Raw genomic sequence first — 26,545 nt, 5'->3', positions numbered from 1 at the left:
ATTTTTATTCTTTAATAAATTCTAAAATTAATGATTAACGATATTTTATCAGGAATTCCTTGGGGGATTTTCCTGAGTTTTATGATTGGTCCTGTTTTTTTTATTTTACTGGAAACCAGTATTATAAAAGGATTCAGGGCCGCTCTTGTTTTTGATTTAGGAGTAGTTACAGGCGATATTATTTTTATTGCAATTGCTTATTTGGGTAGTTTTAGATTGATTCAAAGTTTGAAAGATAAGCCAGCACTTTTCATTTTTGGAGGTATTTTAATGCTTGCTTATGGAGTTATTTCGTATATAAGTTTGCACAAAGAAAAGAGGATAAATACTAAAAAAATTGATAATGAAATTATTAAAAAAGACTATTTAGGTCTTTTTATAAAAGGTCTTTTTTTGAATATTATCAATATTGGAGTTTTAGGTTTTTGGTTAGCAGTGATTATTTCAGTAGGCCCTAAATTAGACATGCAAACCTCAAGAATGATTACATTTTTTAGTACTGTAATTATCACTTATATATTAGTAGATTGTATTAAAATTATATTAGCCAAACAATTAAAGACTAAGATGACTCCTTCTAATATTTTAAAAATTAAAAAAGGAATTAGTATCGTTTTGATGGTTTTTGGAGTGGTTTTAATCACTCAGGGTTGGTTTCCTAAAGAAAAAGAAATGGTTAAAAAAGCTTTTCAGCATATAGAAAAGTAGTCTGTTAACAACTAAAATATAAATTTAAACCTCTGAATTCAGAGGTTTTTTTTTGTTTATAAGTTGTTGTAGTCGAGAAAAAGGAAGCAATTATATTTAGCAATTTACACAAAGTTTGTCTTTCCGGCGAAAGAGGAATCTCTTTAAGTAACTCTACAAAGATTGATAAACTTTACGGATAATTGTCGTGGAGATTCTTCTTTCCTCAGAATGACAAGTTTGTGGAAAATTATGGTTTTAAAAATCTCTAATTTTCCTTTAAAGTTCTAGAGTTATAGTTCGGATTCGAACCTAAACTTTATCTAATTTTTCTTAAAAATTATCCACAAAAAAAACTCTAAGTTTCCTTGAATGTTTTAGATTTATCGTCTGGATTCGAACCTAAACTTTACCTAATTTTTCTTAAAAATTATCCACTAAACCCCCCCTCAAGTTTCTTTGAAGGTTTTAGATTCATCGTCTGGATTCGAACCTAAACTTTACCTAATTTTTATTAAAAATTAACCACAAAAAAAACCTCAAGTTTCCTTGAAGGTTTTAGATTCATCATCCGGATTCGAACCTAAACTTTACCTAATTTTTTTTAAAAATTAAATACAAAAAAACCCTCAAGTTTCCTTGAAGGTTTTAGATTCATCGTCTGGATTCGAACCTAAACTTTACCTAATTTTTTTTAAAAATTATCCACAAAAAAACCCTCAAGTTTCCTTGAAGGTTTTAGAGGCATCGTCCGGATTCGAACCGGAGTAGGAGCTTTTGCAGAGCCCAGCCTAGCCGCTCGGCCACGACGCCATTGTTTAATGGACTGCAAATGTAATATAAAAAATCTAAATTCCAAATGTCAAATTCTAAATAAAACACATAATCGTATTACTTTGAAATTTGGAATTTTTTTAAAGATTTGGAATTTAACTTCTGTTTTCTTCAAGTATAATAGTAACTGATTCAACATCACCACCAATAGGAGGATTAATTTTTGAAACTTTGACAATTGTTTTCATTACCATAGGAATTTCAGCAAGCACTCTTGTATTAATTCTTTTTGCAACATGTTCTAATAATTGGGAACGAATAGCCATTTCTTCGACTACAATTCGGTTTAAATGAACATAATCTACTGTATCTACTAAATTATCTGATTGTGTAGATTGCTTTAAATCGGCTTTAATTTCTAAGTCAACAGCATAATCAGAACCTATTTTTCCTTCTTCAACTAAACATCCGTGGTATGAAAAAGTTCGGATATTTTTTAATTTGATAGTTTCCATTTTTATAATTTTAATCTTGTGGTGTTAGGATCTTGATAATTGGATGTAACGGCTTGTATGGAGACTATTTTTTCTAATTCGTCAACTGTAAAGTGAATGGTATAAGGGAATTTTTTTAAAGGTAATGTGCGAACAATATTGTATTTTTCTTCAAAAAAAGGAAATGTTTTTAATGTTTCTACATAGTTTTAAAATTCATTATAGAATTTTGTTCCCAATCCTTTTGAAACTGATTCATAATATTCAGAAATTTCATCTGCTTCTAAATCAGCACGTACTAGAATAATTATTTCATACATTTATTTATTCCATTTGGCGTTCAGTCTTTTTTTAGATTCTTCCCAGCTAATATAATCTTCAGGTTTAGCGTTTTTCATACGTTCTAAAACCATTTCTTGTTGCCATAAAGGAACTTCATCCGCTGGATTTTCATCTATAGAAACATCAGGAATATGTTTGAAGAAACTAACGAAAGTTTCGTAAAAATCGTCTGGAATTGTAACAGTTAATTGTCTCATAACTTTCAATATTTATACAAAAATACTAATAAATATAATTCAAAGTCTATTATCCCTAAGTCTATTATCTATCATCTATTTTTTTACCTTTGTGCTTCAATTAATAAAATTATGTCAACCGAAGAAAAATCACTGCATTTTATAGAACAAATTATAGAAGAAAACTTAACAAATGGTTTTCCTCAAAATAAATTAAGATTTCGTTTTCCACCTGAACCTAACGGATATTTACATATTGGTCATGCTAAATCTATTTGTTTGAATTTTGGTTTAGGCTTAAAATACAATGCTCCTGTAAATCTTCGTTTTGATGATACCAATCCAGCGAAAGAAGAACAAGAATATGTAGATGCTATTAAAGAGGATTTACAATGGTTAGGATTTCAATGGGATAAGGAATTGTATGCTTCTGATTATTTTCAACAATTATATGATTGGGCTATTCTTTTAATTAATAAAGGCAAGGCTTATGTTGATAGTCAATCTTCTGAAGCTATGGCTGAACAAAAAGGAACGCCAAGTCAAGCAGGAGTTGATAGTCCGTATAGAAATCGTTCTGTAGAAGAAAATTTAGCTTTATTCGAAAGAATGAAAAATGGTGATTTTGAAGAAGGAACTCATATTTTAAGAGCTAAAATTGATATGACTTCTTCAAATATGTTGATGCGTGATCCAATTATGTATCGCGTTTTACACAAAGAGCATCATAGAACAGGAAATGATTGGTGTATTTATCCAATGTATGATTATACACATGGTGAAAGCGATTATTTAGAACAAATTTCGCATTCTATTTGTACGTTGGAATTTGTAATGCACCGCGAGCTATACGATTGGTTTTTAGACCAAATTTATGATGAAAATCTAGTGAGACCACATCAGTATGAATTTGCTCGTTTGAATCTGAATTATACTGTAATGAGCAAAAGAAAGCTATTACAATTAGTTCAGGAAAATATAGTAAATAGTTGGGATGATCCTAGAATGCCTACTATTTCTGGTTTAAGAAGAAGAGGATATACAGCAGCTTCTATTAAAAAATTCTGTGAAAATATTGGTGTTGCAAAACGCGAAAACATTATTGATTATTCTTTATTAGAATTTTGTTTACGTGACGATTTGAATAAAACAGCGCCTCGTGTTATGGCTGTTTTAGATCCTGTAAAAGTTGTAATTACTAATTATCCTGAAGGAAAAGAAGAACTTTTGGATGCCGAAAACAATCAGGAAGATGAAAGTGCTGGTTTTAGAAAAGTACCTTTTTCTAAAGAATTTTATATTGAAAGAGAAGACTTTTTAGAAGTAGCTCCAGCTAAATTTTTCCGTTTAAGTATTGGTAAAGAAGTGCGTCTTAAAAATTCGTATATCATTAAAGGAGAAAGTGTTGTAAAAGATGCTGAAGGAAATATTACTGAAATTCATGTAACTTATGATGAAGACAGTAGAAGTGGAAGTGGAACTGAAGCTTCTAAACGCAGAGTAGCTGGAACCTTGCATTGGGTTTCTATTCAACATGCTGTAGAAGTAGAGGTACGCTTATACGATAGATTGTTTATTGATGAAGCACCAGACAGTCATAAAGAGAAAAATTTCCTTGATTTTATAAATCCAAATTCTTTATCAATTATAAAAGGATTTGTTGAACCAAGTTTAGGAACAGCTGTTTCTGGAGATAAATTTCAGTTTCAACGTTTAGGTTATTTTAATGTTGATAAAGATTCAACTGCTTCTAAATTAGTATTTAATAAGACTGTTGGACTAAAAGATGCATGGGAAGAAAAAGGAAAAAAAGACAGCAATAGTATTAATAATGCTTTAAAAGAAATCAATAAATATTTTAAAGTTGCAACACGTGAAGAGCGTATTGCTATTAGAAAAGAAATAGGGGATACCTTAGCTGGAATTTCTAATTATAGTTTATTACAAAATTCATTCAAGAAAAACATCAATAACAATAAAAGTTCATTGTTGTTTGCCAATTTGATTTTGAAATATGCTCCTTTAAAATCTTCAGATTATGATAAAGATGATCTCACCAAATTATATACAATGTCTCTTAGAAGCGAATCGACTTTTGTTCGTTCAAGAGCAGTTTTAAATTTATATCATTTAGAATTTGAATCTGACTTTGTAAATTCTTTTAGAGATGAAATTTTAAAATTAGAAGCGAATCCTCCAAAAAGTTCTACCGAAAGAGAAAAGGAATTTATAGAACAATTTTTAAATAAGTTATAACTATCAAAAGCGCTTTAATTAGCGCTTTTTTTTATTATTATAAAAATCTATTTTTATTCTTAAAACCATAGAAATTTATAATTAAAAACGACCTTTATATTTTAATTCTAAGCGATTTTTTAAAATGATTTGATAAGAAACTCATTCTTTGTTTTTTTATTTATTAGATGTCTTTATTTTAGTTTTTAGTATTTTTTAAAGTTCGTTTAACTGTTCATTAACATAAAAACTAAAGTAAAAGCAATATTATTGTAAAACAAGAAAGCGTAAGGGTTAAAATTATTTATTGCGATTTTAATTTGAAAAAATCAAGTTGGTTTTCGTAGTTATATTTTAAACAACTCTAAAATTATTTTAAACTTAGAAAAACGATTATAATTTCTTTTTTGATAATATTCAAATTATTTTTCAAATGGATTTATAATATCAATATTCAGTTAAAATTAATTTTCAGCTATAATTTCAAATTCAAAATTTGTTTTTTATGAAAGTTACTTTTTTAACCTTAGCCTTAGTTTTGGGCTTTAATGCTTTTGCCCAAACTCATCAATTAGTAAAACACGATGGTATAGCACATCAAGTTAATTTTATTAAACATGAAAATAATGTAATTCATTATTCACAACCAGGAAGTCATGAACATCACAAAATAAGTTCGCATGCTGTGGCTTCTTTAAAAGATTTAAAATCATCTGAACATAAAACGGTTTCATCAAAAGTAGCGGTTTTATCAAAGGCTGATTATCACAAAGTACAGGTTTTGCATCATCAGGATCATGCTGTTGGTTTAAAAAAAGGGACTACTTTTACAGGTCAACTTAATAGAGCCAAAGGAATATCTTCGTCAGAACAATTTGAGCATACTAAACGCAGCGTTAAGTATAAAGCTGCTGCTCAAGGCTACCCATTTGTTGCCATTAATAAAAAAAATAACGGAACTTATGAAGCAATAGCTTACACTTATTAATACTTTTTTAGAAATATAACAGCTCGAATATTTTATCTTTTGAAAGATTTTAATACTATTCGAGCTGTTTTTTTATAATATTAATTTAAATTTTTATTTTTAAATTAATTAGTATCTTTATAAGAAACTTAAAAAGAACATATTATGGCAAGTAGTACAGGAAAAACTTTAATAGCTCTTGCAAGTGGTGCTGCAATAGGAGCTGTATTAGGAATTTTGTTTGCTCCAGATAAGGGAGATAAAACAAGAAAAAAAATAAAAGATGGATACAAAGATCTTGAAAGAGATATGAAAGCTAAATTGGCTAATGCTAAAGTTGATTTAGAACATACTTATGAAGAAATGCTTTCAAATATGAGTTATAAAACTGAAGATGTTATTACTTTTTTAGAAAAGAAATTAGCGGATTTAAAAGAACAAAATGCTAAACTTCATAAATAATTTATTTATAACTGAATCAAAACTATATGGCTTTTGAAGATTTAAAAGAACATTCAGAGAATATCCAAGAACAAACGAAAGAGTATATAGAAAAGAATCTTTCTTACTACAAGTTATTAGCATTTAAGATGGCTATGAAATCAACTACAATGATTTTTAAGTTCACCTTAATTTTGCTATGTATTTGTTTGGTTTTGTTATTCTGTTCTGTAGCATTAGCATTTGCTCTTGGAAACTATTTTGGTAGTTATACTATTGGTTTTCTATCTGTTGGATTAATTTATGTTGTTATAACAGCTTTATTGTTTTTAGTTAGAGATAAAATTGTTGAAGGACCTATTTTAGAGAAATTTTCAGAAATATTTTTTAATGATTAATATTATGCAAGCGAAAAAATATTCTTCTTATGCTCAAATTGATAGGGAACTTGAAATGTTAAAAGTTGAAAAAGAAATCAGCTATCAAAAGTTAGTTTTAAGTGTTCAGAAAACGAAAGAAAGCTTTTCTTTTTTGAATATTACTTCTAATGTTATAGATACTGTAAAAAGTACTTTTTTTAGCTCCTACGGCACAATATTTAGATTAGTGATACCAATAGTTGTAAAATGGTTTAAAAACAAAAAAAGAGGCGATTAAGCCTCTTTTTTTGTTTGTTTATACTTCATCAATTTCTTTTGATGGATTTTCTGGTTCTTCTAATTTTGGTTTATCCTTTTTGGGAATAACTTTTATATTCTTTTTCATCGATTCTCCTACTAAGTTACTTGCAGTAAAACTGGCTACCATATTGTTCAGCATATCACTTCCTGCTTGTGGAGAATTGGGTAGTAAAATCAAATTTGAATTCGTATCAGCTCCAATAGCCTGTAAAGTATCATAATGTTGGGTTACCACAATTAAAGCTGATGCTTCTTGTGAATTGATTCCAACACGATTTAAAACATCTACACTTTCTACTAATCCACGAGCAATTTCGCGTCTTTGATCGGCAATACCTTGTCCTTGTAATCTTTTGCTTTCTGCTTCTGCTTTGGCTTTAGCTACAATTCTAATTCTTGATGCTTCAGCTTCAAATTCGGCTACCGTTTTTTCTCTATCGGCAGCATTAATTCTATTCATAGCATTTTTTACCTGTATATCCGGATCAATATCAGTTACTAAAGTATTAATGATCGTATAACCATAAGTAGTCATGGCTTCGTTTAATTCTCTTTTTACAGCAACAGCAATATCGTCTTTTCGTTCAAAAACATCATCTAATTTTAGCTTTGGAACTTCGGCACGAACTACATCAAATACGTAAGAAGTAATTTGATCATGTGGAAATTCCAATTTATAAAAGGCATCATAAACGGTTTCTTTAACCACCATAAATTGAACGGAAACTTTTAGTTTTACGAAGACATTGTCTTTAGTTTTAGTTTCAATGATAACATCTAATTGTTGAATTTTTAGATTCACACGCCCTGCAATTCTATCTATTAAAGGAATTTTAAGCTGAAGCCCAGATTGTCTAATACTTAAAAATCTCCCAAAACGCTCTATAATTACAGCTGTTTGCTGTTTGACTGTAAAAAAGGAGGAAAGGAGAATAAATAGCGCAATAAATAACAAGAAAATAAGAGAAATGTTCATAGTTTATAAATTAGTTAAAAATTATCTGTTAAATTACAAAAAAACTTTAGGTTTGTGCCTGTTAAAACTCACATTATGAAAAAGCTATCGTTAACTTTTTATTTCCTTTTAGTTTCGGCATTTGGTTTTGCTCAATATGGTTATCGTGATTCGAATCGAATTGGGATTAGTGCCGGAATCAATCAATTTACTTTAAACACTAATAATTTTGATACAAAACCAGGTACAGGATGGAATGCAGGATTATCAATGAGAGGTAATTTTTATGATGACTGGGATATGGTTTACGCTATTCAGTTTTCTGAAAATAACTTTTCGGTAGCTACTGACCGGTTGGTTTTTGGTAAAGAAGATGTCAATTACAAATTGCCTTCAGCTCAAATTTCGTTGCAATTGAGTTATGTTTTGATTAATAATCATCTATCAGTTGAATTTGGTCCTTTGGTTCAAGTAAACGGAAAATTTAAAATAGATGCTGATAAAGGCAATAATATAATTTCAGGAACTACTTTACTTGCCAAAGATATTGTTGATATTGGTAAATTTAATTTTTATCCAACGGTTGGAATTACAGCCGGAGCCAAACATTTTAGATTAAATGTTTCCTATCAATACGGAATTTCAAATATGCTGGGCAATTTAAATTCTAAAAATCTGGGTTATAATTTTAAAGGAAATCCCGGAATTATAAACGGAAATGTTATTCTTTATTTATAAAAAAAAGTCCCGATAATCTCGGGACTTTTAGTTTTATATAGTTTCAATTGCTTTTTGAATTCTTTTTATAGTTTCATCTTTTCCAATGATTTCTACAATATCAAATAGGTGAGGCCCTTTCAAAGCGCCGACTAAACTCAATCGGAAAGGCTGCATTATTTTTCCCATTCCAATTTCGTTTTTAGTCAACCAATCTTTAACGATAGTTTCAATATTTACAGAAGTAAAATCGGTGATTTCTTCAAGAACTGAAATCAATTCTTGCATTAAAGCAGGTGTTTCCTCTTTCCAGTTTTTCTTTGCTTTTTCGTCATAAGCAGTTGGAGCCACAAAAAAGAAATCACTCAAATCCCAAAATTCAGTTACAAAATGAGCTCGTTCTTTAATTGATGAAACTATTTTAGTTGTCAGTTCGAGCGAAGTCGAGAACCCTTTTTCTTTAAGAATAGGTGTGAAGGCTTTCGCCAAATCTTCATCTTTTTGCTTAATTAAATATTGGTGATTGAACCATTTGTTCTTTTCCGGATCAAATTTGGCTCCAGCTTTATGAACTCGGTTGAAGTCAAATTTTTCAACTAATTCTTCTAATGAAAATAACTCTTGTTCTGTTCCATCATTCCAACCTAATAAAGCTAAGAAGTTAACAACCGTTTCAGGGAAAAATCCTTTTTCTCTGTAACCTGATGAAATGCCTTCTTCGGTTTTCCATTCTAAAGGAAATACAGGAAAACCTAATTTATCACCATCACGTTTTGATAATTTTCCGTTTCCAACAGGTTTTAAAATCAAAGGTAAATGAGCAAATTCAGGAGCTGCCCAGCCAAATGCATGATACAATAAAACGTGTAAAGGCATAGATGGCAACCATTCTTCACCGCGAATTACATGAGTAGTTTGCATTAAATGATCATCTACAATGTTCGCTAAATGGTACGTTGGCATTCCGTCACTTTTAAACAAAACCTTATCATCTAAAAGATTACTTTCAAACTTTACAATTCCACGAATGATATCTTTTAAATGTAAAATTTCGTCAACAGGAGTTTTGAATCGAATAACATAATGTTCTCCGTTAGCAATTCTTTGTGCTGTTTCCTCTGCAGAAATAACTAAAGAAGTATCCAGTTTTTCTCTGTTAGTATGATTGTAAATAAATGTTTTTCCTTGTTCTTCTTCCGCTTTTCTGTAAGCATCTAATGATTCTGGAGTATCAAATGCGTAGTATGCCCAACCCGAATTGATCAATTGGTCGGCATATTGTTTGTATAATTCTTTTCTTTCGCTTTGTCGGTAAGGGCCAAATTTCTCATTTCTTCCAATGGTTTCATCAGGAGCAATTCCTAACCATTCTAAGGCTTCCATGATGTATTGTTCGGCACCAGGAACAAATCGGTTTTGGTCAGTATCTTCAATTCTTAGAAAGAAAGTTCCTCCGTTTTTTTTTGCAAACAAATAATTAAATAAGGCAGTACGAACTCCGCCAATATGTAAAGGTCCCGTTGGACTTGGTGCAAAACGCACACGAATTGGGTTTGACATCTTTTATAAATTTTGCCACAAAGATACAATTCAGATTTTAGATTGTTGAGTTTAGATTTTAGATTGTTGATTGAGTTTTATATTAAAATTTGATATTGTAATTGTTATTGATTTTTGACATTGAATATATATCATTATAATTATTACTTTTATGGGTTATTAAAAAGTAAAAACACTTTGAATAGTTCCAATTTTATATATCAAAAATTAGAAGCTTTTATTAGAAAGTATTATTTAAACGAACTGATAAGAGGCGTGGTTTTCTTCATTGGTCTGGGTTTATTGTATTTTCTTTTCACGCTTTTCATTGAATATTTTCTTTGGTTGAAACCCATAGGAAGAACTATTTTGTTTTGGACATTTGTTGGGGTAGAAGTCGTTTTGCTTTTTCGTTATATTTTATTTCCAACTTTTAAACTGTTTAAATTTCAAAAAGGGATTGATTATAATGATGCTTCGGCTATAATTGGGAATCATTTTTCGGATGTGAAAGATAAGCTGCTTAATTTCATTCAGCTTTCAAATCCTGAAAGTAACACAGCAAAATCCGAATTGCTTTTGGCCTCCATTGAACAAAAAGCCAATGCTTTGCAACCCATTCCTTTTTCTAATGCGATTAATTTTAATTCGAATAAAAAATATTTACCGCTTGCTTTTATTCCTGTTTTATTGTTTGCAGCTTTTTATATTTCAGGTAATAAATCGATACTGACTCAAAGTTTGAATAGGGTAGTGCATTTTAATGCTTCTTTTTTGCCTCCGGCTCCTTTTGAATTTGTGCTTTTGAATTCTAGTTTACAAACGGAGCAAAACAAAGATTTTATTGTTAAAGTAAAAACTGTGGGTAAAGTAATTCCTGAAAATGCGATGATTTTCATTGATGATGAAAGTTATTTTATGGAGAACACTAAGCCTGGGGAATTTGAGTTTAAGATTGAAAAACCCACTCAGAATATTTCTTTTTATATTAAAGGAAATTCAGTTTCATCTGATGATTATGAGTTAAAAGTTGTGGCTGTTCCTTCTATTTTAAATTTCGAAATGCAATTGAACTTCCCATCGCATCTTAATAGAAAAGCTGAAATTATCAAAGGTACAGGAAATGCCATTATTCCCGAAGGAACATTGGTAACCTGGAGAATGAGTACACAAGCAACCCAAAAAGTGGTATTTTCTAATGCAAATATGGTTTATCCTTTTGCTAAATCAGAAAACAACTTTGTTTTATCAAAAAAAGTGATTGAAAATACAGATTATCAGATTATTACTTCAAATAATATGGTTTCTAACTTCGAAAAATTGAATTATCAGCTTACAGTTATCAAAGATCAGTACCCAACTATTACAGTTAACCAGGCTCCTGATAGTTTGAAGTTGGCTACCAATTATCTTTTAGGGAAAATAGGGGATGATAATGGTTTATCAAAATTACAAGTTGTCTATTATGAATCTAATAAACGGTCTAATGCCAAACGTGGAACAATTGCTATTAAGTCGGGAGTTTTTGATCAATTTGTTTTTTCATTTCCAGCTAATCTTCCTGTTGTTGAAGGAGTAACTTATGATTATTATTTTGAAGTTTTTGATAATGATGTTTTACATCATTTCAAAAGTTCTAAATCGGCTGTTTTTTCTAATCGAATTGTAACTGCTCAGGAGAAGCAGGATTTAATTTTGCAACAACAAAATGATAACATTCAAGGTTTACAGAAATCATTAAAGAGTCAGGACAAGCAATTTTCAGAATTGGATAAGATTCAGAAATCAGGAAAAGAAAAAGAAAATTTTGAATTCAATGACCAACAAAAAGTAAATGATTTTATTCAACAGCAAAAGAAGCAGGATGAAATGATGCGCAACTTTATGGATAAAATGAAAAATAATTTAGACGAATCTAAATCAAAACCTGAGGATAATTTTAAAAAAGAATTGGAAAAACGTCTTGATAATAACAATGAGGAATTAGAAAAAAACAAGAAACTTTTAGACGAATTAAAAGCTCTAAATGATAAAATGAAGAATGAAGATTTGCTTGAAAAGTTAGATCAGTTTAAACAGAAGAGTAAAAATCAGATTAAGAATTTACAACAATTAGTTGAATTGACTAAGAAGTATTACGTTCAAAAAAAGGCAGAACAAATTGCTGATAAATTAGAAAAATTATCAGACAAGCAAGATAAACTTTCTGAGAATGAAAAGGAAAATACTAATGCTAAACAACAAGAAATAAATAAGGATTTTGATAAAATTCAAGAAGATTTGAATGATTTAGAAAAAGATAATAAAAAATTAAAATCACCTTTAGACATTCCTAACGATGATAAAACTGAAAAAAGTATTGAAGAAGATTTGGAGAAAGCTTCAGAAGAATTGCAAAAAAACAATACTTCAAAAGCAAAGCCAAATCAGAAAAGTGCTTCCAAAAAAATGAAATCGATGGCGATGAAAATGGATCAGGGAATGGATGGTGCTGAAATGGAACAACTAGAAGAAGATGTTAAAATGCTGCGCCAAATTTTGGATAATTTATTGGCTTTTTCTCTTTCGCAGGAATCCGTAATGTTGAATTTTAAATCACTTAATTCAGCTTCGCCAGCTTTTAATAAGAATATAAAACTACAACAAGATTTGCGAATCCAGTTCAAACATGTTGATGATAGTTTGTTCGCAATGTCTTTACGAAATCCAAAATTCACTGAAGATATTACGAAAGAAGTTGGAAATGTTCAGTACAACATTGATAAAGCTATTGATAAATTATCCTATTCTGAAATTCCTAAGGGTGTTTCACATCAGCAATATGTTATAGCTTCGGCTAATAAATTAGGAGATTTTTTAAGCGAAATGCTGAACAATATGCAAATGTCTTTGTCTTCTATGGGACAGGGAAAACCTAAACCGGGTCAGGGCGAAGGAATGCAGTTGCCTGATATTATTTCGAAACAACAAGGCTTAGGAGATAAAATTAAAAAAGGAATAAAACCCGGAGAAGGCAAAGAAGGGAAATCTAATTCGGGTAAAGGGGATGATGATGGTGAAGGAGGAGAAGGTGATGCTAAATCTATAATGGAAATTTACAAAGAGCAGAAAGAACTGCGTGAAGTTTTAGATGGTGAATTAAAAAAGCAAGGTTTAGGAAGTAAAGGTCAGAATGCTTTAGAGCAAATGAAACAAATTGAAAAGCAGTTATTGAACAAAGGTTTTAAAAACGAAACGCTTCAAAAAGTATTGAATTTAAAGCAGGAGCTTTTAAAATTGAATAATGCTATTCAACAACAAGGAGAAGAAAATAAAAGACAATCGCAAACCAATGATAAAGAATTTCTTAATCATTCAAGAGTTTTACCTAATTCTTTGTTAGAATATATGAATAGCATAGAGATATTAAACAGACAATCATTACCTTTGCGCTCCAATTTTAACCGCAAGGTTCAAGAATATTTTAAAACAAAATGATAAATTTTAATTACGAAAACGACTTTAATTTAGATAACGAAGAAGCTATTTCTACTTGGTTGTCGGCTGTAATTGCATCTGAAAAGAAGAATGAAGGGGAGATTAATTATATTTTTTGTGATGATGATTATCTTCATAAAATTAATCTTGAATATCTAAACCACGATACACTTACTGATATTATTAGTTTTGACTACACGGTAGGGAATGAATTAAACGGAGATATTTTTGTTTCAGTTGAACGTGTTCAGGACAATGCTAATGATTTTAATGTTTCTTTTGAAGAGGAGTTGAAGCGTGTTTTGGTTCATGGAGTTTTACATTATTGCGGTTATAAGGATAAGGGAGATGAGGATGAACGTTTGATGCGTTCTAAGGAAGATGAAAAGATAGCAATGTTCCACGTGGAACAGTAAGATTGTTTTTTTTGTTTTGAGTGTAAATGTTTCACGTGGAACATTTGGAATTTTTAAGATTTAATTTAAGTCCTGTGTTCAGGAAAAATATAAAAAAATGTTTCTAGAAGAGTATGATGTAATTGTTGTGGGTGCTGGGCATGCAGGTTGTGAAGCTGCTGCTGCTGCTGCAAATTTGGGTTCCAAAACTTTGTTGGTTACCATGAGTTTGCAAAACATTGCCCAAATGTCTTGTAATCCTGCAATGGGTGGAATTGCAAAAGGTCAGATTGTTCGCGAGATTGATGCGCTTGGGGGTTATTCAGGAATTGTTTCTGATAAAACCGCGATTCAATTTAAGATGTTGAACAAATCAAAGGGGCCTGCAATGTGGTCTCCAAGAGTTCAAAGTGACCGTATGCGTTTTGCCGAAGAATGGAGAATGATGTTAGAAGGAACTCCAAATCTTGATTTCTATCAAGAAATGGTAAAAGGGTTGATTATTGAAAACGGAAAAATAAAAGGAATTAGAACTTCTTTGGGAATTGAAATTCGTTCCAAATCGGTTGTGTTGACCAATGGAACTTTCTTGAATGGATTGATTCATATTGGAGAAAAACAATTCGGTGGAGGTAGAGCTGGCGAAAGTGCTGCTTATGGAATTACTGAAGATTTGATTGAAGCGGGTTTTGAAGCCGGTAGAATGAAAACTGGGACACCTCCTCGAGTTGATGGGCGTTCTTTAGATTATTCAAAAATGAATGAAGAAAAAGGTGATGCAAAGCCTTCTAAGTTTTCTTATTCTGATTTGACTTCCCCATTGACACATCAAAGATCTTGTCACATGACCTATACTTCTTTAGAAGTTCATGATATTTTGAGAGAAGGTTTTGATCGTTCGCCAATGTTTAACGGAAGAATTAAAAGTCTTGGGCCAAGATATTGTCCGTCTATCGAAGATAAAATTAATCGTTTTGCTGATAAAGAAAGACACCAGCTTTTTGTAGAACCAGAAGGTTGGAATACCTGTGAGGTTTATGTTAATGGATTTTCTACTTCGCTTCCAGAGGATATTCAATTTAAAGCTTTGAGTTCTGTTGCCGGTTTTGAAAAGGTAAAATTCTTCAGGCCTGGTTATGCAATCGAATATGATTATTTTCCACCAACACAATTAAAACATACTTTGGAAACAAAGTTGGTTGAAGGTTTGTATTTTGCCGGACAAATTAATGGAACTACCGGTTATGAAGAAGCGGCTTCTCAAGGATTGATGGCGGGAATTAATGCGCATTTAAAAGTGCATGAAAAAGCACCACTAATTTTAAAAAGAGATGAAGCTTATATTGGAGTTTTAATTGATGATTTAATTACCAAAGGTACAGAAGAGCCTTATCGAATGTTTACTTCTCGTGCTGAATACAGAACTTTATTGCGTCAGGATAATGCTGATTTTAGGTTGACGCCAATGTCATATGAAATAGGTTTATCTTCAGAAGCTCGTTTACGTAGAATGGAACGCAAACTGAATGAATCTGAAAAGATGGTTTCGTTTTTTAAAGAAACCAGTGTTTCAATTGCTGAAACCAATCCTATTTTAAAGTCTAAAGAAACGGCCCCAATTTCGCAAGGGGATAAGATGTTTAAAATATTTTCCCGTCCGCAAATCGATTTGGAAGATATGATGAAATTTGAGAAAGTTCAAACTTATGTTGCCGAAAACGATTTGGATCAGGAAATTTTAGAACAAGCCGAAATTCAAGTAAAGTATTCTGGTTATATTGAAAAGGAAAGAAACAATGCGGATAAATTGACTCGTCTTGAAGATGTAAAAATTCCAGCCGAATTTGATTATAATAAAATCAAATCGATGTCTATTGAAGCGAAACAAAAACTAAACAAGATTCGTCCTGTAACAATTTCACAAGCTTCAAGGATTAGTGGAGTTTCTCCTAGCGATATTTCAGTTTTATTGATTTATATGGGGAGATAATAATTTTAGATTTTAGATTTCAGATTAAATCTAAATTCTAATATCAAAAATCTCAGATAGATTTGTTCCACGTGAAACTACGCTCGTAAGCCTTGTTATTACTAAGGTGAAGCTGTTTTAAAAATAAAAAATAAGGAGTAATAAATTTCGATTTATTGCTCCTTTTGAAAATTAGTATAAAATTTTACCCTCATTCTAAACCAACCACTGAAAATTAAAAAATGGATATTTCAAATAAAAAATATTTTCTTACTGTAAAAGACCATTCTGTTTCTAAGGAAACTTTCGAATTGTATCACGATGAAGATTTGGATATGTTAATCACGCATCCCCAACCAAGTTTAGAAAATTTAGGGAAGTATTACGAAAGCGAAGATTATATTTCGCATACAGATAATAAACGTTCTTTATTTGAAAAAGCATATCATTTTGTAAAAGGCATCGCCTTAAAAAACAAATTGAATTTAATCAATTCTCAGCAAGTTGCTAAAGGGCAAATTTTAGACATAGGAGCAGGTACAGGAGATTTTCTAACTGTTGCTAAAAATGATGGTTGGGAAACTGTTGGAATTGAACCTAGCGATAGAGCTAAAGGAATTGCAATTAATAAAGGAATTTCATTTGTAGAAAATACAACTGCGTTAGAAAGTTCTTCTTTTGATTTAATTACCATGTGGCATGTTTTAGAACATGTGCCTGATTTGGATTTTCAGATTAAAGAACTGAAACGCTTATTGAAACCAACAGGAACTTTAATTATTGCTGTTCCTAATTTTAAATCTTTTGATGCAAAACATTATGGGGTTTTTTGGGCTGCTTTTGATGTGCCAATTCATTTTTGGCATTTTTCAAAAAAAGCAATTCAAATGCTTTTCCAAAAAGAAAACATGAAATTAGAAAAAGTACTTCCTATGAAGTTTGATTCGTTTTATGTTAGTTTACTTTCAGAAAAATATAAAAATGGAAAAATGAATTTCATAAAGGCCTTTTTTATCGGATTACAGTCGAATTGGAAAGCAAAACAGAATTCGGAGTATTCTTCGTTGATTTATGTCTTAAAAAACAACTAAAACTCATTTTAAAGCTTTTTCAGAGGCTTTTTTAATGTTTAGGGTAAACTTTATTGACTGTTTTTTGTTTTTGCTTTATTTTTAATCTATTTAACCCGTTTTTTATAGCTTTAAATTATAGCTTTCGTTTTATTTATAACAAAATCTAATACCGTAAAATTTTCCCATTTTTACACTGTTTTTTAGGTTACTATCTATTTTTTTATATTTTTGCTTCCCACACATCAACACATCAATTACAATTTAATAAAAATGAAATCAAAGATTCAAGAATACCAAAAAAGAAATATTAATAATATGAGTAAAAAAGTATTATTAATTATCGCAATTTCTATTTCAGTTGTTGCTTGTAACAAAACTGCAGAAGTTAAAGAAGCTAAAGAATTTAAAACAGCTTATGTAGATACTTCGGAATTAATGAAAGAGTATACTGAAGCAAAAGATCTTGAAGCAAAGTATAAAGCGCAATCAGAAGAAAAAGGAAGACTATTAGATGCTGAGATAAAACGTTTTAAACAAGATGCTGCAAATTTCCAAAGTCAGGCTCAAGCTAATGGACAAGAATGGGCTCAAAAAAGAGGAGCTGAATTGCAAAAAAGAGAGCAACAATTAGGTTATGCTCAACAAGCATTAGCACAACAATTACAACAACAAAGTGGTGTTGAAATGGATTCACTTGTTATCGGAGTTAAAAAGTTTATTAAAGAATACGGTAAAGAAAAAGGTTATTCTTATATCTATGGAACAGGAGATGCTGCTTCTATTTTATATGCTGAGGATAAATATAATATCACTAAAGAAATTATTAAAGCCTTGAATGAAAAATATAGCGCTTCTTCAAAATCAGAAGCTAAAGCTGAAGAAAAGAAATAATTTTTCATTCCATCATTTAGAAATGCCTTCATCTGGTTTCAGATTGAAGGCATTTTTTTTGATTTAGCATTTTATTAAATGTAAATAATAACTTATATAATTATAATTTTATTTCCATTAATTTAGCCTTTTAATTATTATCTACATGCAAACCTTATCTGAAGCCGCTCAATATACTTTACAGTTCATCAATCAAACGCAACGTTCGGTGTTTTTGACTGGAAAAGCGGGGACAGGAAAGACCACACTTTTGCGTGAAATAATTGAAACTACACATAAAAATACTGTGGTTGTGGCGCCCACGGGAATTGCTGCTTTGAATGCAGGTGGTGTCACTATTCATTCGATGTTTCAACTCCCATTTAGCGGATTTATTCCTTCTTTCACTGCCGAATCGCAATTTTCGGAAACTGTGAAGTTTGAAAATAAGGAAAGTTTGCGCAGGCATTTTAAAATGAATGGCTTGAAAAAAGCAGTGATTCGAAATATGGAATTGCTGGTTATTGACGAAGTGAGTATGCTCCGTGCCGATTTGCTCGATGCCATGGATTATATGATGCAAACCGTTCGTAAAAAAGCGACTCCCTTTGGTGGTGTTCAGGTATTATTTATTGGCGATTTATTGCAGTTGCCGCCGGTTATTCGAGATGAAGAATGGCGAACGTTACGCAATTATTATAAAGGAAAATTCTTTTTTCATTCGCATGTTATTCAGCAAAGTCCGCCTTTGTATATCGAATTATCTAAAATTTTCCGCCAGACGGATACTAGTTTTATTTCGGTTTTAAATAATTTAAGGAATAACCAAATTACTCCAGATGATGTTCAGGTTTTGAATCAATATGTAAAACCTGATTTTGATTTAAAGGCAAATAAAGGTTATATCACATTAACGACTCATAATGCCAAAGCTGATACGATGAACGCACAAGCTTTGGAAGATTTAAAAGGAGAATTAATTACCTATAAGCCAGAAATTATTGGAGATTTTCCAGAGAAAATTTATCCTGTGGAGCATAATTTGCAATTGAAAGTGGGAGCCCAAATCATGTTTGTGAAAAACGATTTGGCTTTCGAAAAAAACTATTTCAATGGCAAAATGGGAATTATTAAATCACTTTCAAGTCAGGAAATCCTGGTTCATTTTCCAGAAGAACATAAAACCATAGAAGTGGAACGATACGAATGGCAAAACATTCGATACAAAGTAGATCCGTTGACAAAGGAAGTTGAAGAGGAAGTTTTGGGCACTTTTGTGCATTATCCTATCAAATTAGCCTGGGCAATTACGGTTCATAAAAGCCAGGGATTAACTTTTGATAAAGCGGCAATCGATGTTTCGCAGGTTTTTATGCCTGGGCAGGCTTATGTGGCTTTGTCGCGTTTACGTTCGTTAGACGGCTTGGTTTTACTGTCTCCGTTGCGGATGAATGGTATTTCTAACGATCAGGATGTGATGGATTATGCGCAGAATAAAGCTTCGGAAGAGGTGTTGAAGAATTCCCTGCATTTTGAAACTAAGAATTTTATCCATAATTATTTGATTAACAGTTTCGATTGGCATGATTTGGCTCAGGAATGGCGCAATCATAAATTCAGTTATTCGGATAAAACGGAAAGTTCGGCAAAATCTAAAAATGCACTTTGGGCAGCCAAACAATTGGAAAATATTGAATCACTTTTGGATCCATCCAAAAAATTCATCATACAATTGAATAGAATTTTTGCCAATGAAACGGTTGATTTAATTCATGTTTCTGCTCGAATTCAGGCAGCTTTTGATTATTTTTTCAAATCCATGGACGATTTGGTTTTTGAAATTTTGTGGAAAATAGAAGAAATTAAACGACTGAAGAAAGCTAAAGCCTATTTTGAAGAATTATCGGAATTAGAAGAGTTGCAATCGAAAGCAGTTTTGCGTTTGATGAAAACCAAACTTTTGATAGAAACCGTTATTGCAAATGAGCCTATTTCGAGAGAAAAACTCACTTCAGATGAGATAAAAAAATACCTTTCGAGAAAAAAAGAAGCCATTCAAAATCAATTCAAGGAAGCGAATATTACGTTGATTGAAGATGAAGAAGATGCAAATCGCTACACTTCGAAGAAAAAAGACCAAAAAGAACCTAAAAAATCGACTGTTGAGGAAACTTTCGATTTGTGGATAGCTAAAAATTCGATTCAGGATATTGCCGATATTCGAAAATTAAGCATTCAAACTATCGAAACCCATTTAGTCAAATTGATTCAGGCAAAACGAATTTCGATAAGCGAAGTTTTACCGCAGGATAAAATTGACGAATTAGCCGAAGCTTTTAAATTCTACAAAGAAGAATCACTTACTCCAATGAAAGAACAATTTGGCGAAAAATTCAGTTGGGACGAATTGAAAATGTTCAAGGCGAGTTTGAATTGATTTTATTTTACACGAATTCCACAAATTCACACGAAAGATGGGCTTAGTTTTTAATTTCACGAATCTGCCAAAGGCAGAAAAATTGGTGTAATTTAATTTTATAATCTCCCTAATTTGTGATAATTAGTGCAATTTGTGTTTGATTTTTTTAATCCGGTTTCTTTGCTCAAAACCAGTGATTGGGCGATTTTGAGTTATTTTTTATACTTTTGCAAAAATATTCTAAACTTAAACTGTTTATAGCATGCAACTGTACAACACCTTAAGCGCAGAAGAAAGAGCTGAATTGATTGATCAAGCGGGTAAACAACGTCTTACGTTGTCTTTCTATGCGTATGCCAAAATTGAAGATTCTAAAAAATTTCGCGATGATATATTTGTAGCCTGGAACGCACTTGATGCTCTGGGTCGAATTTATGTTGCTCACGAAGGTATTAACGCTCAAATGAACGTTCCTGCCGAAAATATCGAAGCTTTTAGAGAAACTTTGGAGGTGTATGATTTCATGAAAGGCATTCGTTTGAATGTAGCCGTAGAACAAGACGATCATGCGTTTTTAAAATTAACCATCAAAGTGCGTCACAAGATTGTTGCTGATGGACTTAACGATGATACTTTTGATGTAACCAATAAAGGTGTACACTTAAAAGCCAAGGAATTCAATGAAATCTTGGAAGATCCCAACACGATTGTAGTCGATTTTAGAAATCATTACGAAAGTGAAGTCGGGCATTTTAAAGGTGCCATTACTCCAGATGTAGAAACTTTTAGAGAAAGTTTACCCATAATCAACGAGCAACTTCAGGATCACAAAGACGATAAAAACCTGGTAATGTATTGTACAGGTGGAATTCGTTGTGAAAAAGCGAGTGCTTATTTTAAACACCAAGGTTTTAAAAACGTTTTCCAATTAGAAGGTGGAATCATCAATTATGCCAAGCAAATTGAAGAGGAAGGTTTAGAAAGTAAATTCATTGGGAAAAACTTTGTTTTCGATAATCGTTTGGGAGAAAGAATCACTGATGATATTGTTTCGCAATGCCATCAATGTGGAAAACCTTGCGACAATCATACTAACTGTGTCAATGATGGATGTCATTTGTTGTTTATCCAATGTGATGATTGTAAAGCTGCTATGGAAAATTGTTGTTCTACCGAATGTCAGGAAACAATCCATTTACCTTGGGAAGAACAAGTGAAATTAAGAAAAGGGAAACAAGTAGGTAATAAAGTTTTCAGAAAAGGAAAATCAGAAAGTTTGAAGTTCAAACACTCTGGAGAATTGTCTGACACTGCTTTAGCTACAGCTCCAACCCGAGGCGGAGCCGAACGGAGCGGAGCTAAATCGGCGAATATTCGTCAGAAAATAAAAGTAAAAAAGACCTTAGTTGGAAAAGCAGAACATTATTATGTAAAAGCTCAGGTGGGACTTTTTACCATCGAAAATCAAGAATTGAATTTGGGTGACAAAATCTTAATTTCCGGACCAACAACTGGAGACCAAGAATTAGTTTTAGAAAAAATGATTGTCAACGATACGGAAAACACATTGGCAAAAAAAGGAGATCGAGTAACATTTGCAGTTCCTTTTAGAGTTAGATTGTCTGATAAATTATATAAAATTTTGGACTAAAAATCCAGTCAAAAATTGTTTTAAAGCCTATTTCACGTTAGTTGAAATAGGCTTTTTTTATAAAAATTTTAATGTTTTGGGAAATTCTTAATTTTGCATCTTAAGATTAAAAAACACTCATTTGAATGAACTAAAAATCTCTTCGAGTTATATCAAACGAATTTATATTTTAATCCAAAGTGCTTTGCTATAATGCCGATACACTACGAAAATAGCGCAATGAAAATGGACTATATTAAATAGGCAATCGGTATATTTTAGAGTAGCGAAAAATTAATCCTTAATTAATTTGAATTTCACAGGTTGAAAAAACACCGTTGAATCTTTCTCAAAATATATTCCGTTTTCTTTTTTCTCTAATTTTACTTGGTAGTTATGAATTATACTGGTTTGTGCAATCACATTTACTTGGTAATTTTTACTAGTTTTGTTTGCTATTGGGATATTTTGAACTATACCATTAATCACAATCGATTTTGGAATAATTTCAGTATTAATAAGCTTAAAACTAACTATATATCCTTTTTCACGATCTCTGTTATAGCTCTTATAGGTTTGGTTTTTAATATCTAATAATTGTTTGGAACACGAGAAAATAAAGAAAGATCCTAAATAAAGTAATAAAATGATGGCTTTCGGTATACTATTTTTCATAGTTTTGGGGTTTTATTCGTACAAATTTAATTTAAACTATTGAATAATAATGAAACTAAAATATCTAATTTTAATATTGCTTGTTGGATTGGCTTTTACTTCTTGCAGTAAGGATTCTGATACGGATTCTGATGCAATCAAAACTGTTGCACCTGATGAGATTAACAACTTTGTTTGGAAAGCGATGAATTCCTGGTATTATTGGCAATCCAATGTTACCAATTTATCCGATAGCAAAATTACTTCTAGCAATAACTATGCTAATTTTATTAACGGAAAAACTCCAGATGCTCTTTTTTATTCGCTCCTTTATCAGAGAGGAACTGTTGATAGATTTTCTTGGATTGAAAACAGTAATGAAGTTGTGAATGTTTCAAAAATTGCCGAAGTCAAAAAAAGTAACGGTTTTAGTTATGGTATTTATCCTAAAGATTTGAATAATGTAAATTTGGTAGCCTTGATAAATTATATTGTACCAGGTTCACCTGCGGATTTAGCGGGATTGAAAAGAGGTGACGTTATTACAAAAATAAACGGTAACCAACTTACCTCAAGTAATTATGATCAACTAACCAATACGCAAATATCACTTACTTTGGCAGCAAGTGTGGGATTTATAAGTACTGGTATGGTAACCACTGACAAACCCTCAACTGTAGTTGTATCCCAAACCGACATTGACGAAAACCCAGTTGCTTATTACGAAAAGAAAGTATATGGCAGTAAAAACATTGGATATTTGGTGTATAATAGTTTTAAATCAGATTATAATGATGAACTTAATGCTGCTTTTGCCAAAATGCAATCGGATGGAATTAACGAATTGGTTTTAGATTTAAGATACAACGGAGGCGGATCATTAGAAACAGCAATTGCTTTGGCGCAAATGATTAATGGAAGTTTTACCAACAAGCCTTATGTTTATTTAGATTTCAATGATAAACATAATAGCAACGATGGCTTTGAATACCTTTCAGACAAAGTTAGAGTTTTCAACTTGGTTGATAACGAACCCACCTTTCAGAGAGATGAAAGTATAAATAACCTTTCTTTTACAAAAATATATGTCTTAGTAAGTTTTCAAACGGCTTCTGCCAGCGAACTAACTATTCAATGTTTAAAAAAATACATTAGCGTGACCACAATAGGCGAAGATACAGTAGGTAAATTTGTAGGATCTAACACCCTATATGATTGCCCCACATATAATTATACCTCATACGCTAATAGAAGTACCAAGCACAAATGGCAATTGCAACCCATTACTTTTACATATTACAATAAAGACAAAGACGTAAATCCAGCAAAAATTACACCTGATTACGTTATTAATCCTTACTTTGCTTTCTTAAATTTGGTTGAATTTGGAAACGTAAAAGATCCTTGTTTAAAAAAGGCTCTCGAACTGATTACTGGGCAAACTTTGCGGACTAAAACTCAAAACACTAATACCTCATTGTCTTTTAGAAACGACAATCTTGCTTCGTTCAATCCTACGAATGCTGCCAAAGGATTGTATATTGAAGATTTTAAAAGTTTAAAAAAATAAGAATCAGTATAAGTAAGACAAAAGTTTAAAAGTCATAAAGTCAAAAGAATCAATATTATGGATATTGATTTGAAATCAACTAATTATAGTTTAAGATTAAATAAACATGACATTATATGCGGAGCAAGGGTTGAGGAAAAGACAAAAAACATCTTCAAAATTAATTTAATGTTCTGAAAATCAAAACATTTAAAGTGTATCTACGCTGCAGGAATCCTTTAGTGTGGTTTGTGACAGAAATGGAAATATTTTAATATGAAAACTGATGACTCGCACATGTAAATTGTCGTTAGCGCAGGCATTTACCTGTGCCGAAAAAGTTGAGCAAGTAAAGTAAAAAGAAAGTTGTAACTGTTTTAATTATTATAACTTTCTTTATATTTAAGTAAAAAGTTGGAGTAACTGCAGTTTTAATTGGAGCGGGCACAGGTAAACACCTGTGGTAATTCTATGCGGTCGGTTGCGGGATACATTTGTACTTTTCAATTGTCATTTAGAATTCGATTGTCTGATAAATTATATAAAATTTTAGACTAAAAATACAGTCAAAAACCGCTTTAAAGCCTATTTCTAAGTTACTTGAAATAGGCTTTTTTTATAAAAACTTTAATCTTTTTGGGAATTCTTAGTCTTGCATCTTAAGATTAAAAAGTACTATCTTTACAGATTAAACGTTTTAAGAACTTAAGTTGTGCCAGTCACAACACTACATATAAAATTATGGCATGTGCAAGTTGTTCAACTTCTGATGGTGGCGCACCAAAGGGTTGTAAAAATAATGGGACTTGCGGCACCGATAGCTGCAACAAATTAACGGTTTTCGATTGGCTTTCAAATATGAGTTTACCCGGTGGTGAAGCGCCTTTTGATTGTGTTGAAGTTCGTTTTAAGAATGGAAGAAAAGAGTTCTATCGCAATACGGAGAAATTAACTTTAAGCATGGGAGACATTGTGGCAACTGTCGCTTCTCCTGGGCATGATATTGGAATAGTTACTTTGACTGGTGAATTGGTTCGTATCCAAATGAAGAAAAAAGGAGTGGATCCAAACAGCAATGAAGTTCCTAAAGTCTACCGTAAAGCTTCTCAAAAAGATATTGATATTTGGTCGGCGGCTCGCAATAAAGAAGAGCCAATGAAAGTGCGTGCGCGAGAACTTGCGATTCAGCATAAACTGGAAATGAAAATATCGGATATTGAATTTCAAGGAGATGGTTCGAAAGCGACTTTTTATTATACCGCTAACGACCGTGTTGACTTTAGACTTTTAATTAAAGATTTTGCCAAAGAATTCAATACCAGAGTCGAGATGAAGCAAGTAGGTTTCCGTCAGGAAGCAGCTCGTTTAGGTGGAATTGGTTCTTGTGGTAGAGAATTGTGTTGTTCCACTTGGTTGACTGATTTTAGAAGTGTAAATACATCAGCAGCACGTTATCAACAATTGTCTTTAAATCCGCAAAAACTAGCAGGACAATGCGGAAAATTGAAATGCTGTTTGAATTATGAACTAGATACTTACATGGATGCCTTAAAAGGATTTCCTGATTTCGAAACCAAATTGGTTACCGAAAAAGGAGATGCTATTTGTCAAAAACAAGATATTTTTAAAGGCTTGATGTGGTTTGCTTATACCAATAATTTTGCAAATTGGCATGTTTTAAAAATTGATAAGGTTAAGGAAATTATAGCCGAAAATAAGTTAAAAAATAAGGTTTCTTCATTAGAAGATTTTGCTGTTGAAGTAACCCAAGAAGTAGAAAAAGACTTCAATAACGCTATGGGTCAAGAGAGTTTAACTCGTTTTGATCAGCCAAAAAAGAGCAAAAGACACAATAAAAAGCCTAAAAAAGCAGTTGAAAATACAGCGGCAGCTCCAAATGCTAAAAAACCAGTAAACAAACAGGCAAATAAACCAGCTCAAGCTGCTCCAACACAAGATAAGCCTGCTGCAGATAAGAAGCCTAAAGGACCTAGAAAACCTATAATTATTAAAAAAAATGAGGCTAAAAAATAGCATTTTATTACTTTTAGTTAGCATACTCTTTTTTTCATGTGATAAGAAAAGAGTTTTTGATGAATACAAATCCGTTGGCAGTGCCTGGCATAAAGACAGTATCGTTTCTTTTAATTTGCCCGAATTAGATTCAACAAAAAAATATGATCTTTTCATAAATGTAAGAGACAATAATAATTACCCTTTTAATAATCTTTTTTTGATTGTAACCTTAGAAAAACCAAATGGTTATACTAAAGTGGATACTTTAGAATATCAAATGGCAGCTGCAGATGGTACTTTGTTAGGTGATGGTTTTACCGATATTAAAGAGAGCAAATTGTATTTTAAAGAGAATGTAAAGTTTAGAGGGAAATACAAACTCAATATAAAACAAGCCGTTCGCGAAGGAGGGAAGGTTCCCGGAGTTACACAATTAGAAGGTATTACAGAAGTAGGTTTAAGAATTGAAAAAAAAGAATAAATAGT

At 31.5% G+C, this 26,545-nt stretch carries 22 protein-coding genes and 1 tRNA gene; 17 read left to right on the top strand and 6 right to left on the bottom strand.

Annotated features, from left to right (window positions below; genetic code table 11):
- The first annotated feature begins 30 nt into the window (after positions 1–30).
- Complete coding sequence (locus GTZ96_RS00935) at positions 31–708, top strand: LysE family translocator (protein ID WP_161640501.1); 678 nt, start codon at positions 31–33, stop codon at positions 706–708.
- A 721-nt stretch (positions 709–1,429) separates the two neighbouring features.
- On the opposite strand, the gene GTZ96_RS00930 is transcribed toward GTZ96_RS00935, so the two are convergent.
- The 3 genes from GTZ96_RS00930 to GTZ96_RS00920 all read right to left on the bottom strand — a co-directional run bounded on the left by GTZ96_RS00930 (position 1,430) and on the right by GTZ96_RS00920 (position 2,494).
- A tRNA-Cys gene (locus tag GTZ96_RS00930) sits at positions 1,430–1,500 on the bottom strand.
- 116 nt (positions 1,501–1,616) lie between these two features.
- Positions 1,617–1,976 (bottom strand): dihydroneopterin aldolase, encoded by a 360-nt coding sequence (gene folB / locus GTZ96_RS00925; RefSeq protein ID WP_161640500.1) that lies wholly within the window; start codon positions 1,974–1,976, stop codon positions 1,617–1,619.
- A gap of 299 nt (positions 1,977–2,275) precedes the next feature.
- Entirely contained in the window at positions 2,276–2,494 is a 219-nt protein-coding gene (locus tag GTZ96_RS00920; RefSeq protein WP_161640499.1) for a hypothetical protein, read from the bottom strand.
- A gap of 111 nt (positions 2,495–2,605) precedes the next feature.
- Here GTZ96_RS00920 and GTZ96_RS00915 point away from each other — a divergent pair, with 111 nt between their 5' ends.
- From GTZ96_RS00915 to GTZ96_RS00895, 5 genes are all read left to right on the top strand, one after another.
- Positions 2,606–4,729, top strand: coding sequence for a glutamine--tRNA ligase/YqeY domain fusion protein (locus GTZ96_RS00915; RefSeq protein ID WP_161640498.1), 2,124 nt, complete (start codon positions 2,606–2,608; stop codon positions 4,727–4,729).
- Positions 4,730–5,213: 484 nt separating this feature from the next.
- On the top strand, positions 5,214–5,696 hold the full coding sequence (locus GTZ96_RS00910) for a hypothetical protein (protein ID WP_161640497.1): 483 nt from the start codon (positions 5,214–5,216) through the stop codon (positions 5,694–5,696).
- Between the two features lie 144 nt (positions 5,697–5,840).
- Positions 5,841–6,137, top strand: coding sequence for a YtxH domain-containing protein (locus tag GTZ96_RS00905; RefSeq protein WP_161640496.1), 297 nt, complete (start codon positions 5,841–5,843; stop codon positions 6,135–6,137).
- A 26-nt stretch (positions 6,138–6,163) separates the two neighbouring features.
- Positions 6,164–6,514: a competence protein gene (locus tag GTZ96_RS00900; protein WP_161640495.1), complete on the top strand. Its 351-nt coding sequence runs from the start codon at positions 6,164–6,166 to the stop codon at positions 6,512–6,514.
- Positions 6,507–6,773, top strand: coding sequence for a DUF6327 family protein (locus tag GTZ96_RS00895; protein ID WP_235972821.1), 267 nt, complete (start codon positions 6,507–6,509; stop codon positions 6,771–6,773). The genes GTZ96_RS00900 and GTZ96_RS00895 overlap by 8 nt, the downstream gene beginning before the upstream one ends.
- A gap of 18 nt (positions 6,774–6,791) precedes the next feature.
- Here GTZ96_RS00895 and GTZ96_RS00890 read toward each other — a convergent pair whose 3' ends face one another.
- Positions 6,792–7,772, bottom strand: coding sequence for an SPFH domain-containing protein (locus GTZ96_RS00890; RefSeq protein WP_161640494.1), 981 nt, complete (start codon positions 7,770–7,772; stop codon positions 6,792–6,794).
- A 75-nt stretch (positions 7,773–7,847) separates the two neighbouring features.
- On the opposite strand from GTZ96_RS00890, the gene GTZ96_RS00885 reads away from it, so the two are divergent.
- Positions 7,848–8,489, top strand: coding sequence for a PorT family protein (locus GTZ96_RS00885; RefSeq protein WP_161640493.1), 642 nt, complete (start codon positions 7,848–7,850; stop codon positions 8,487–8,489).
- A gap of 33 nt (positions 8,490–8,522) precedes the next feature.
- On the opposite strand, the gene gltX is transcribed toward GTZ96_RS00885, so the two are convergent.
- Positions 8,523–10,028 (bottom strand): glutamate--tRNA ligase, encoded by a 1,506-nt coding sequence (gene gltX / locus GTZ96_RS00880; RefSeq protein WP_161640492.1) that lies wholly within the window; start codon positions 10,026–10,028, stop codon positions 8,523–8,525.
- Positions 10,029–10,205: 177 nt separating this feature from the next.
- Here gltX and GTZ96_RS00875 point away from each other — a divergent pair, with 177 nt between their 5' ends.
- From GTZ96_RS00875 to trhO, 7 genes are all read left to right on the top strand, one after another.
- Positions 10,206–13,484 carry a hypothetical protein gene (locus GTZ96_RS00875; RefSeq protein WP_161640491.1) on the top strand — a complete coding sequence of 1,093 codons (3,279 nt, stop codon included), beginning with the start codon at positions 10,206–10,208 and terminating at the stop codon, positions 13,482–13,484.
- Positions 13,481–13,900 (top strand): rRNA maturation RNase YbeY, encoded by a 420-nt coding sequence (gene ybeY, locus GTZ96_RS00870; protein ID WP_161640490.1) that lies wholly within the window; start codon positions 13,481–13,483, stop codon positions 13,898–13,900. Before GTZ96_RS00875 ends, ybeY begins: the two co-directional genes overlap by 4 nt.
- Before the next feature lie 97 nt (positions 13,901–13,997).
- Positions 13,998–15,869 (top strand): tRNA uridine-5-carboxymethylaminomethyl(34) synthesis enzyme MnmG, encoded by a 1,872-nt coding sequence (gene mnmG, locus GTZ96_RS00865; protein ID WP_161640489.1) that lies wholly within the window; start codon positions 13,998–14,000, stop codon positions 15,867–15,869.
- Between the two features lie 221 nt (positions 15,870–16,090).
- Positions 16,091–16,939 carry a class I SAM-dependent methyltransferase gene (locus GTZ96_RS00860; protein ID WP_161640488.1) on the top strand — a complete coding sequence of 283 codons (849 nt, stop codon included), beginning with the start codon at positions 16,091–16,093 and terminating at the stop codon, positions 16,937–16,939.
- A 252-nt stretch (positions 16,940–17,191) separates the two neighbouring features.
- A complete protein-coding gene (locus tag GTZ96_RS00855; protein WP_235972820.1) occupies positions 17,192–17,812 on the top strand; it encodes an OmpH family outer membrane protein in 621 nt (206 codons plus the stop codon).
- A gap of 145 nt (positions 17,813–17,957) precedes the next feature.
- Positions 17,958–20,228: a helix-turn-helix domain-containing protein gene (locus GTZ96_RS00850; protein ID WP_161640487.1), complete on the top strand. Its 2,271-nt coding sequence runs from the start codon at positions 17,958–17,960 to the stop codon at positions 20,226–20,228.
- A 244-nt stretch (positions 20,229–20,472) separates the two neighbouring features.
- Complete coding sequence (gene trhO / locus GTZ96_RS00845) at positions 20,473–21,861, top strand: oxygen-dependent tRNA uridine(34) hydroxylase TrhO (RefSeq protein WP_161640486.1); 1,389 nt, start codon at positions 20,473–20,475, stop codon at positions 21,859–21,861.
- Positions 21,862–22,134: 273 nt separating this feature from the next.
- Here trhO and GTZ96_RS00840 read toward each other — a convergent pair whose 3' ends face one another.
- The gene (locus GTZ96_RS00840; protein ID WP_161640485.1) at positions 22,135–22,515 is read right to left on the bottom strand and encodes a hypothetical protein; all 381 of its coding nucleotides are present in this window, start codon (positions 22,513–22,515) and stop codon (positions 22,135–22,137) included.
- A 49-nt stretch (positions 22,516–22,564) separates the two neighbouring features.
- On the opposite strand from GTZ96_RS00840, the gene GTZ96_RS00835 reads away from it, so the two are divergent.
- From GTZ96_RS00835 to GTZ96_RS00825, 3 genes are all read left to right on the top strand, one after another.
- The gene (locus tag GTZ96_RS00835; RefSeq protein ID WP_161640484.1) at positions 22,565–24,064 is read left to right on the top strand and encodes a S41 family peptidase; all 1,500 of its coding nucleotides are present in this window, start codon (positions 22,565–22,567) and stop codon (positions 24,062–24,064) included.
- 720 nt (positions 24,065–24,784) lie between these two features.
- A complete protein-coding gene (locus GTZ96_RS00830) occupies positions 24,785–26,077 on the top strand; it encodes a PSP1 domain-containing protein (RefSeq protein ID WP_161640483.1) in 1,293 nt (430 codons plus the stop codon).
- Positions 26,061–26,540, top strand: coding sequence for a gliding motility lipoprotein GldH (locus GTZ96_RS00825; protein ID WP_161640482.1), 480 nt, complete (start codon positions 26,061–26,063; stop codon positions 26,538–26,540). Before GTZ96_RS00830 ends, GTZ96_RS00825 begins: the two co-directional genes overlap by 17 nt.
- Positions 26,541–26,545: the final 5 nt, after the last annotated feature.

Origin of the sequence: Flavobacterium undicola (assembly GCF_009909155.2) — a bacterium.
Taxonomy (GTDB): Bacteria; Bacteroidota; Bacteroidia; order Flavobacteriales; family Flavobacteriaceae; genus Flavobacterium; species Flavobacterium undicola.
Note: the sequence above shows the minus strand (reverse complement) of the source record. Positions and strands in the feature narration are given on the sequence as shown.

Coding starts and splice junctions, on each gene's coding strand:
- GTZ96_RS00895 (WP_235972821.1), top strand. CDS start 6,507: ATGATTAATATTATGCAAGCGAAAAAATATTCTTCTTATGCTCAAATT.
- GTZ96_RS00885 (WP_161640493.1), top strand. CDS start 7,848: ATGAAAAAGCTATCGTTAACTTTTTATTTCCTTTTAGTTTCGGCATTT.
- GTZ96_RS00840 (WP_161640485.1), bottom strand. CDS start 22,515: ATGAAAAATAGTATACCGAAAGCCATCATTTTATTACTTTATTTAGGA.
- GTZ96_RS00905 (WP_161640496.1), top strand. CDS start 5,841: ATGGCAAGTAGTACAGGAAAAACTTTAATAGCTCTTGCAAGTGGTGCT.
- GTZ96_RS00920 (WP_161640499.1), bottom strand. CDS start 2,494: ATGAGACAATTAACTGTTACAATTCCAGACGATTTTTACGAAACTTTC.
- GTZ96_RS00890 (WP_161640494.1), bottom strand. CDS start 7,772: ATGAACATTTCTCTTATTTTCTTGTTATTTATTGCGCTATTTATTCTC.
- ybeY (WP_161640490.1), top strand. CDS start 13,481: ATGATAAATTTTAATTACGAAAACGACTTTAATTTAGATAACGAAGAA.
- gltX (WP_161640492.1), bottom strand. CDS start 10,028: ATGTCAAACCCAATTCGTGTGCGTTTTGCACCAAGTCCAACGGGACCT.
- GTZ96_RS00835 (WP_161640484.1), top strand. CDS start 22,565: ATGAAACTAAAATATCTAATTTTAATATTGCTTGTTGGATTGGCTTTT.
- GTZ96_RS00900 (WP_161640495.1), top strand. CDS start 6,164: ATGGCTTTTGAAGATTTAAAAGAACATTCAGAGAATATCCAAGAACAA.
- GTZ96_RS00935 (WP_161640501.1), top strand. CDS start 31: ATGATTAACGATATTTTATCAGGAATTCCTTGGGGGATTTTCCTGAGT.
- GTZ96_RS00915 (WP_161640498.1), top strand. CDS start 2,606: ATGTCAACCGAAGAAAAATCACTGCATTTTATAGAACAAATTATAGAA.
- folB (WP_161640500.1), bottom strand. CDS start 1,976: ATGGAAACTATCAAATTAAAAAATATCCGAACTTTTTCATACCACGGA.
- trhO (WP_161640486.1), top strand. CDS start 20,473: ATGCAACTGTACAACACCTTAAGCGCAGAAGAAAGAGCTGAATTGATT.
- GTZ96_RS00825 (WP_161640482.1), top strand. CDS start 26,061: ATGAGGCTAAAAAATAGCATTTTATTACTTTTAGTTAGCATACTCTTT.
- GTZ96_RS00850 (WP_161640487.1), top strand. CDS start 17,958: ATGCAAACCTTATCTGAAGCCGCTCAATATACTTTACAGTTCATCAAT.
- GTZ96_RS00910 (WP_161640497.1), top strand. CDS start 5,214: ATGAAAGTTACTTTTTTAACCTTAGCCTTAGTTTTGGGCTTTAATGCT.
- GTZ96_RS00830 (WP_161640483.1), top strand. CDS start 24,785: ATGGCATGTGCAAGTTGTTCAACTTCTGATGGTGGCGCACCAAAGGGT.
- mnmG (WP_161640489.1), top strand. CDS start 13,998: ATGTTTCTAGAAGAGTATGATGTAATTGTTGTGGGTGCTGGGCATGCA.
- GTZ96_RS00855 (WP_235972820.1), top strand. CDS start 17,192: ATGAAATCAAAGATTCAAGAATACCAAAAAAGAAATATTAATAATATG.
- GTZ96_RS00860 (WP_161640488.1), top strand. CDS start 16,091: ATGGATATTTCAAATAAAAAATATTTTCTTACTGTAAAAGACCATTCT.